The organism is Nocardioides guangzhouensis, assembly GCF_004519545.1.
GTDB lineage: Bacteria > Actinomycetota > Actinomycetes > Propionibacteriales > Nocardioidaceae > Nocardioides > Nocardioides guangzhouensis.
In genome coordinates, this window is the sequence record NZ_SDKM01000108.1 from 1 (window position 1) to 1668 (window position 1668).

Consider the following 1668-nt stretch of genomic DNA (forward strand, 5'->3'; position numbering starts at 1 on the left):
CGCTCATCAACGTAAGGCGGTTTGCGTCAAGCGTTCGGCCGGTGCCGCGTCCGTCGTCGGTCCCTGCATAGCTGAATGGGGCTGTGTGCCCGGCAGCGCGTAATCGGGTTGAGGTGACGACGGACGGGGCTGCCCGTGATGAGCGACGAGGTAGTCGTGGTCCTCGATGCCGCGTGGGGCTTGCCCCGACCGTCAGCTTGATGTCCGCTTTGCCGCTCAGGCGGCGAGCGTGGCGGTCTGCTTGGGCGCGGTTCCGTGCTGGGCGATGGCGGGGTCCCAGGCCTGGCCGGTGGTGATCACCGCGTGCAGGTGTCGCAGGAGCGTCGCCGCGATCACGGCCTGGGCCTGGGTGGGTTTGAGCTTGTTGGTCTCTCGGGTGGTCAGGTGTCGGTACCTGTTGGCGTAGACGGTGTTGGTCTGCAGCGTGCCCCAGACCGCGCGCCAGGCCACTGCCCGCAGCCGGGGTCGGCCCTTGCCGGTGAGCCTGGTCTGGCCGGTGTAGGTGCCGGACTGTCGTTGTCTGGGTGCCAGGCCGGCGTGCTTGACCAGGGCCCGGGCGGTGGCGAACCGGTGCGGGTCGCCGGTCTCGGCGAGGATCGCTGCGGCGCCGACCGGGGACAGTCCGTGGATGCTGGTGGCCAGGGTCGTCAGGCCGAGCTCGTCGAGCACCGCGGTCATCCGGTCCTCGGTGTCGGCGATCTTGCGGTGGGTGTCCGCCCAGTCCTCCAACAGGAGCTGGACCCGCTCCAGGGCGCCGCGGCGGTGGGCAAGGACGCCGGTCGGATCGGCTAAGGCAGCGAACAGCTTGCCTACGATCCGCAAGCACGGCTTCTGCCCACCGCGCCTGGTGATCTCGCGTCGCACGGCGCGCTCGAACCGGTCCAGTCCGAGTCGCCGGGTCCGCTCGAGGTCGCCGCCGTCGCGGTCGACGATCACCCACATCGCGGCGGCCCAGGTCTTGGACCGGAAGGGCTGCCGGGCGGTCTCCAGGGCGGCCGGCCACACGCACTCGAGCAGGTCGCGGATCTGCTGGACCTGGGCGACCATCTCGACGATCAGCCGTTCCCGGCGGGCGCCCAGGTGCCGCAGCCGGCCCCAGGTCTCGTCGACCGGCTCGGGCGCGTAGCAGCGCAGCTGTGCGGTGAGCCGGGCGATCAGGACCGCGTCCTTGTCGTCGGTCTTGTCGGAGGTCAGGTCCTCGCTGCGGCGCGCCCAGGAGGTCTGCATGGGCTGCACGCACACGAACGACATGTCCCGGTCCGCGGCAAGCTGGCCCAGCACCCGCCACCGGTGCCCGGTTGGCTCGCACGAGACCGTGACCCCGGCGAAACCGTGCGCCGCAGCCTGCTTCGCGGCCCAGTCCAACGCCGCCCCCAGGGCCCAGGCCTTGCACCGGAACGTGCGGCGCGCCAGCACCTGCGAGTCGTGGTCGCACATCACGACCATCTGCTTCTTGTCGGCCAGGTCGATCCCGACGATCGCGTTGCCCGGAGGCACCAGCTCCCGCAGCCTCGCCAACCGCGCATTGCGATTCCGGTCGCCTCGAGAAACACCATTACCGTGGGCCATGAACGTCCTCCTGTCTGCGATGGGACACCAAGCCCGAATAGCGCAGCAGGGGGACGTTCCTACGTCCAGACCCTGCCTGCAGAACGTCTTCCTATGCCG

At 70.2% G+C, this 1668-nt stretch carries 1 protein-coding gene; it reads right to left on the minus strand.

What is annotated here, in order from left to right:
• Positions 1–216: 216 nt before the first annotated feature.
• Entirely contained in the window at positions 217–1518 is a 1302-nt protein-coding gene (locus tag EKO23_RS24660) for an IS110 family RNA-guided transposase (protein ID WP_167880648.1), read from the minus strand.
• Positions 1519–1668 lie beyond the last annotated feature (150 nt).